The sequence below is a fragment of the Curtobacterium sp. 24E2 genome (assembly GCF_016925595.1).
GTDB lineage: Bacteria > Actinomycetota > Actinomycetes > Actinomycetales > Microbacteriaceae > Curtobacterium.
The window spans coordinates 3,798,382-3,805,409 of the sequence record NZ_CP068987.1 but is presented as its reverse complement, the minus strand read 5'-3'; the positions used below and the strand labels follow the sequence as shown (position 1 = coordinate 3,805,409).

At 72.0% G+C, this 7,028-nt stretch carries 6 protein-coding genes and 1 pseudogene; all 7 read left to right on the top strand.

Annotated features, from left to right (window positions below):
* Positions 1-360: 360 nt before the first annotated feature.
* The 7 genes and pseudogenes from JN350_RS18715 (at position 361) to recN (ending at position 6,946) form a co-directional block, all read left to right on the top strand.
* Positions 361-1,494, top strand: a complete 1,134-nt coding sequence (locus tag JN350_RS18715; RefSeq protein WP_205463151.1) for a hypothetical protein — start codon at positions 361-363, stop codon at positions 1,492-1,494.
* Positions 1,485-2,294, top strand: coding sequence for a tetratricopeptide repeat protein (locus JN350_RS19970; protein WP_132100937.1), 810 nt, complete (start codon positions 1,485-1,487; stop codon positions 2,292-2,294). The genes JN350_RS18715 and JN350_RS19970 overlap by 10 nt, the downstream gene beginning before the upstream one ends.
* A gap of 31 nt (positions 2,295-2,325) precedes the next feature.
* On the top strand, positions 2,326-3,297 hold the full coding sequence (locus tag JN350_RS18710) for an HAD-IIA family hydrolase (RefSeq protein WP_131922791.1): 972 nt from the start codon (positions 2,326-2,328) through the stop codon (positions 3,295-3,297).
* 10 nt (positions 3,298-3,307) lie between these two features.
* Positions 3,308-3,475, top strand: a complete 168-nt coding sequence (locus JN350_RS18705) for a hypothetical protein (protein ID WP_159572718.1) — start codon at positions 3,308-3,310, stop codon at positions 3,473-3,475.
* 13 nt (positions 3,476-3,488) lie between these two features.
* Positions 3,489-4,301, top strand: a complete 813-nt coding sequence (locus tag JN350_RS18700; protein ID WP_240347441.1) for a TlyA family RNA methyltransferase — start codon at positions 3,489-3,491, stop codon at positions 4,299-4,301.
* Positions 4,298-5,227 (top strand): NAD kinase, encoded by a 930-nt coding sequence (locus JN350_RS18695; RefSeq protein ID WP_111086586.1) that lies wholly within the window; start codon positions 4,298-4,300, stop codon positions 5,225-5,227. The genes JN350_RS18700 and JN350_RS18695 overlap by 4 nt, the downstream gene beginning before the upstream one ends.
* Before the next feature lie 25 nt (positions 5,228-5,252).
* Positions 5,253-6,946 (top strand): annotated as a pseudogene (gene recN / locus JN350_RS18690) (DNA repair protein RecN).
* Positions 6,947-7,028 lie beyond the last annotated feature (82 nt).

The window sequence follows — 7,028 nt, the reverse complement described above, 5'->3', positions numbered from 1 at the left end:
ACGTAAGAAGATGTGGCCATCGGCCCTCCATCGTGAATTTGCAGGGGAGACCCTCGTTCACGGTGGTGGCCGGTGGCCATTTCTGTTTTGCCGCTCGTTGCTCGACGTCGGCTCCGGTTCGTGATGGACTGGAGCTCGAACGTCGGTCCGACCGACGCGGCACCCAACACAACGACACAGCGGACGAACGCCCGGCCTTCGGCTCGGGCACGCGATGAGGAGCAACGGTGGCGAACGACGACGAGCGGCGGAACGACGGCGACCGGGGAGACCGACCCCGACGGGACGACCGAGCCCCTCGACGCGACGGAGGTCCGCGCGGAGACGCTGCGAGCGGAGGCCGTTGGTCGTCCGGTCCACGTGACTTTGAACGCCGTGAAGGCGACCGCCGCGACCGCCCTGAGCGCTCCGACCGTCCGTTCCGCGACGGCGCTGCACGTCGCGACAGTGCGCCGCGGAGCGGTGGCGACCGTCCGTTCCGCTCCGGAGACCGTGATGATCGTCCGTCGTGGCGGAGCGATCGCGGCGACTCCGGCCGTCCGCCGCGCGGCGACGGCCCCCGCGGTGCCGAGCGTCCGCGCCGCGACGGGGACCGTCCGTTCCGGTCGGACCGCCCCGCGCGTGATGGAGATCGTCCCGCCTACCGTGGTGGTTCGGATCGTCCGCGTCGTGATGGCGACCGCCCCTACCAGGGTGGTTCGGATCGCCCGCGTCGTGATGGCGACCGCCCCGCGTACCGCGGTGGCTCGGACCGTCCCGCGTACCGCGGCGGCTCCGATCGTCCCGCCCGTGACGGCGACCGTCCGGCTTACCGTGGTGGTTCGGATCGTCCGCGTCGTGACGGCGACCGCCCCTACCAGGGTGGTTCGGATCGCCCGCGTCGTGACGGCGACCGCCCCTATCAGGGTGGTTCGGATCGCCCGCGTCGTGACGGCGACCGCCCCTATCAGGGTGGTTCGGATCGCCCGCGTCGTGACGGCGACCGCCCCTACCAGGGTGGCTCGGATCGCCCGCGCCGTGACGGAGACCGCCCCGCGTACCGCGGTGGTTCCGACCGTCCTGTTCGCGATGGAGACCGGCCGTACCGCGGCGGCTCAGACCGCCCGGCTCGTGACGGCGACCGTCCGTCGTACCGCGGTGGTTCCGACCGTCCCGCGTACCGCGGTGGTGCTGACCGTCCGGCTCGTGACGGCGACCGCCCTGCGCGCGACGGCGACCGTCCGCGTCGTGACGGAGACCGACCGTCCTTCCGGGGTGCTTCGGACCGTCCGGCGCGCGGTGGAGACCTCCCGCGTCACGACGGTGGCGACGACCGCCGCCGCTTCGGCGACGGGACGCGTCACGCCGGGGCACGGTTCGGCGAGGCGGCCCGCGACGACTGGGAAGACCGCGACCCGTACGGCACGAAGTCGATCCGCCCGCGTCACGACGACCCGGACATCCCCGACGAGATCGATGCGCGCGACCTCGACCCTGCGGCGCGCATGGAGCTGAAGACGCTCAGCAAGGACAACGCCGACTGGGTCGCCCGGCACCTCGTGGCTGCGGCGCTGTTCGTCGACGAGGACCCCGCCCTGGCGAACGAGCACGCCCTGAGCGCTGCCCGTCGTGCCGGTCGCGTCGGTGTCGTCCGCGAGACCGCTGCGATCACGGCGTACCGCCTGGGGGACTTCGCGACCGCGCTGCGCGAGCTCCGCACCTACCGTCGCATCTCCGGCCGCAACGACCAGCTCCCGATGATGGTGGACTGCGAACGAGGCCTCGGCCGCCCCGAGCGTGCGCTCGAACTCGGCCGTTCGGTCGAGCGTGCCGCGCTCGACACCGCCGTGCAGGTCGAACTCGCGATCGCGATGTCCGGCGCACGCATCGACCTCGGCAACCCCACAGCAGCCCTGGGCGAGCTGGAGATTCCACAGCTGGACCCGTCCACGGCCTACACGTGGTCACCGGCGCTCTACAGTGCTTACGCGGCCACGCTCGAAGAGCTCGGCCGCCAGGACGAGGCCGACGAGTGGTGGGCCCGTGTCGACCGTGCGGCAACGGCTCTCGCCGAAGCCGCCGACGAGAACGCTTGGGAGACAGTTGATGTGGTCGAGGAAACGCTCGAAGTCGAAGAACACGGAGATGCCGGCGAGCTCGACGACACCGACCAGCTCGACGACGACGCCGACCTCGACGACGACGAGCCAGCCCTCGCTGAGCCCGACGTCGTCGGCGAACCCGGCGACGCCGACGAGCCCGGCGAACTCGACGACGACAACCCCCGCGACGTCGACGGCTCCGCAGCCGACTGACGTCCCGACCGCGCCGACGGACGGCGTCGACGTGGTGCTCACGGACCTCGACGGCGTCGTCTACCGGGGGCGGAACGCCATCCCGCACGCGGTCGAGGCGCTCACACGGGCCTCGCTGACCGCACGGGTCGGGTACATCACCAACAACGCGTCCCGACGACCGATCGACGTCGCCGAACACCTCGAGCGCTACGGGCTCGAGGTGTCCGAGGACGACGTCGTCACGTCGTCGCAGGCCGGCGTGCAGCTCCTGTCGACGCTCGTGCCCGCCGGCGCGACGGTGCTCGTCACCGGTGGGCTGGGACTGTCGAGCATCGTCGAGGCCGCCGGCTTCACGGTGACGACCAGTGCCGAGGACTCCCCGGCCGCGGTGATCCAGGGCTTCTCCCCGGACCTCGGGTGGAAGGAACTGGCCGAGGCGTCCTTCGCGTTGGCCGACCCGGCGATCCCGTGGGTCGCCACGAACATGGACTGGTCGATCCCGGTCGAGCGCGGCATCGCGCCCGGCAACGGCACGCTCGTGTCCGCGGTCCACCAGGCCGTCGGGCGGATGCCCGTGGTCGCCGGCAAGCCGGAGCGCCCGATCTTCGACGCCGCGGTCGAGCGGTTCGGCGGCGGGAAGACACTGTTCATCGGTGACCGTCTCGACACCGACATCAAGGGGGCGAACGACGTCGGGATCCCGAGCGTCCTCGTGCTCACCGGCATCGACCAGGCGAAGCAGGTGCTCGCGGCCGATCAGCGCTCGCGTCCGGTGTTCGTGCTCGAGGACCTCCGCGGTCTGTCCGAGCCCTACCCGGTGACCGTCCGGCGGCAGGACGACGACGGCACGCGGTACGTCACCGTCGGCAGCGCCACCGTGGCGATGCGGGGGCACGTGGTGCGGGTGCTCGACGCCGGCAGCGACATCGATCGGCTCCGCGCCGGCGCGGCGCTGATCTGGGAGTCCGGCCTGGCCATCTACGGCCTGGACGTGGACCCGCAGCTGTACGGCGGCGAGTAGCGTGTCGGACGTGCCCAACCCCGAGCAGCCGTCCGCCGACCTGGAACCGCAGGACGAGTTCGCCGCGCGCACCTCGGCGGCCGAGACCCTGCCGCTCGTCGAACGTGCAGACGCGTTCTCGGCACTCCACGACGAGCTGCGCACGCGGCTCGAGAGCGGCGGCACCGCGAGTGCCTGAACCGGACGGAGCCGTGCCCGACGCGACCCCGGTCCGCCTCGACGCCCTCCTCGCCACACGTGGCCTCGCGCGGTCTCGCACCGCTGCCACCAAGCTCATCCAGGACGGCCGGGTGACGGTCGACGGTCGTCCCGTCGTGAAGCCCTCCACCCCGACCTCGCCGGCTGCCGACATCGTGGTCGACGCGGCCGACGAATGGGTCTCCCGCGCTGCCCAGAAGCTGGTCGGGGCGCTCGATGCGTTCGGCGTCGACCCGTCCAGCCGTGTGGTGCTCGACGTCGGTGCGAGCACGGGTGGCTTCACGCAGGTGCTCCTGGCCCGAGGTGCCCGCCGGGTCATCGCGCTCGACGTCGGGCACGGGCAACTGCACCCGACGATCGCCGTCGACGAGCGTGTCGTCGTGGTCGAGGGCACCAACGCCCGCAGCCTGACCCGTTCCGACTACCTCGCGCTCGACGTCGCCGCAGGGGAGACGACCCTGGTGGTCGGTGACCTGTCCTTCATCTCGCTCCGGCTCGTGCTGCCCGCCCTGGCCGAGGCCGTCCCCGCCGACGACTTCGTCCTGTTGGTCAAGCCGCAGTTCGAGGTCGGTCGCGGTGGCGTGCGCGAGGGCATCGTGCACGATCCGGCACTCCGCGACGACGCCCTGATGAACGTGCTGTGGGCGGCATGGGACCTGGGCTTCGGGACCACCGGGCTCGCGGCGTCGCCGATCATCGGGACGCACGGGAACCACGAGTACCTCGCGCGCTTCCAGCGTGGTGTCGGTGGCAATCCGACAGAATGGAGAGTCCGGGCAACCGAACTCACAGAGGGGACCGCATGAGCGACGACCGGCACATACTGCTCGTCTCCCACACGGGTCGCCGTGACTCGATCGACGCTGCGGTCGAGGTCTGCGACCTCCTGCACGCCGCCGGTCTGATCCCGGTGATGCCGTTCGACGAGTACGCCGACATCCGGCGGGCCGAAGCCTCGGTGGGACAGGTCGACATCCTGGGCGTGGACGTCCAGGCGGACCAGCTCGAGATCGTCATCGTGCTCGGCGGCGACGGCACGATCCTGCGCGCGGCCGAACTCGTGCGCGAGACGCGGGCACCGATCGTCGGCGTGAACCTCGGGCACGTGGGCTTCCTGGCGGAGAGCGAGCGGGACGCCCTCGCCGAGACCGTCGAGCGCGCCCTGTCGGGTGAGTACCACGTCGAGGAGCGCGTCACCCTGCAGGTCGACGTGGTCGTCGGCAACCAGATCGTCTACTCGAGTTGGGCGCTCAACGAGGCCACCATCGAGAAGGCCTCGCGCGAGCGCATGCTCGAGGTGGTGACCGAGGTCGACGGTCGCCCGCTGTCCTCGTTCGGGTGCGACGGCGTCGTCGTGTCGACCCCCACCGGGTCCACGGCGTACTCGTTCTCCGGCGGCGGTCCCATCGTGTGGCCCGACGTCGACGCCCTGCTGATGGTTCCGCTCAGCGCGCACGCCCTGTTCGCCCGCCCGATCGTGGTGGGCCCGGACTGCACGCTCGCGATCGAGGTCCTGCGGCGCACGAGCGGTGTCGGGGTGCTGTGGTGTGACGGTCGCCGGACGCACGACCTGCCGCCGGGCGCTCGCGTCGAGGTCCGACGGTCGCCGGACCCCGTGCGGGTCGCGCGCCTCAAGGACGCCCCGTTCACCGACCGGTTGGTCGCGAAGTTCCGGCTCCCGGTCACCGGGTGGCGCGGGCCGCAGACCGACGAGGACGAGGACCACCTGTGACCGGCCGAGGCGAGGAGCACCACCGATGATCGAGGAGATCGCGATCCGTGACCTCGGGGTCATCGGCGAGACCACGCTCGAACTCGGTCCGGGGTTCACCGTCGTCACCGGCGAGACCGGCGCCGGCAAGACCATGATCGTCACGGCCCTCGGGCTGCTGCTCGGTGCTCGGGCGGACGCCGGCTCGGTCCGCCGTGGTGCCTCGAGCGCCGTGGTCGAGGGCCGGTGGAACGTCCCCGAGCACGCTGCCGTCGCCGAACGCGTCGAGGACGCCGGCGGCGCGGTGGAGGACGGCGAACTGATCCTCACGCGCACCGTCTCGGCCGAGGGCCGCAGCCGTGCGACCGTCGGGGGCCGCAGCGCTCCCGTCGCGGTGCTCGGTGAACTCGCGGACCAGCTCGTGACGGTGCACGGCCAGTCCGACCAGATCCGACTGACCTCGTCGACCGCGCAGCGTGCGGCGCTCGACGGCTTCGGCGGGGCGGCCCTCGAGAAGGCCCTGAACCGGTACGTCGCTGCGTACGACGCGTGGCGACAGCACACGGGCGAACTCGAGACACTGACGCGCGACCGCGACGAGCGGGTGGCCGAGGCCGACCGGATCCGCGCTGCCTCGGACGAGATCGAAGCGGCCGACCCGCAGCCCGGCGAGGACGTCGAGCTCGCCGAGCGCGCCGACCGGCTCGGCAACCTCGAGGAACTCCGGCTGTCCGCGGCCCTGGCGCACGAGGCCCTGTCCAGCGAGTCCCTCGACGGCGTCTCCGACGTCGTCGGCCTGGTCGAGTCCGCCCGACGCGCCGTCGAGCGGGTCGCCGACTCCGACGCCGCCCTGCAGCCCGTGCTCGAACAGCTCACGGAGCTCGGCATCCAGGCGGCCGAGGCCTCGGCGAGCATCTCCAGCTACCTCGGCTCGCTCGAGCCCGAGGCCGGGCACGACCTCGAGCTCATCAACGAACGACGCGCCCTGCTCGCCGGCCTCACCCGCAAGTACGGTGACACCGTCGACGACGTCATCGCCTACGGGCAGCGGGCGAGCGACCGCCTGCTCGAGCTGGACGGCGACGACGACCGCATCGCGGCGCTCCAGCAGTCCGTCGAACAGGACGAGCAGGCACTCGGGGCGGCAGCGGCCGCGTTGACCGCTGCCCGCACGAAGGCGGCGGCGGACCTCGCGAAGCGCGTCACGACCGAGCTGAAGACCCTCGCGATGGCCGGCGCCACCCTGGTGGTCGAGGTCACCGACGCGGGGAGTACCGCCGACACGGACGCGACCAGGTGTCGATCCTGCTGCAGCCGCACTCCGGCACCGACCCCCGACCGATCGGCAAGGGGGCATCGGGCGGCGAGCTCTCGCGCGTGATGCTCGCGATCGAGGTCGTGATGGCCGGCAGCACGACCGTGCCGACGTTCGTCTTCGACGAGGTCGACGCCGGCGTGGGCGGTGCGGCGGCGATCGAGATCGGCCGTCGGCTGGCGAAGCTCGCCGAGCGCACGCAGGTCATCGTCGTCACCCACCTGGCGCAGGTCGCGGCGTTCGCGAACAACCACCTGAACGTGGTGAAGGACGCCAGCGGCGCCGTGACGTCGTCGAGTGTGCGACGGCTCGAAGGCGAGGACCGCCTGCAGGAGATGGCGCGGTTGCTCTCCGGGCTCGGCGACAGCGCGAGCGGCGTCGAGCACGCCCGCGAATTGCTCGACGTGGCCGGCCAGACGGCCTGACGCACGGCCCGAAGACCCGGCCACCCACCCCGCGCAACGCCCACGGCGAACCCGGGTCGCGCCTCCCGGCAGTTCTGACGTA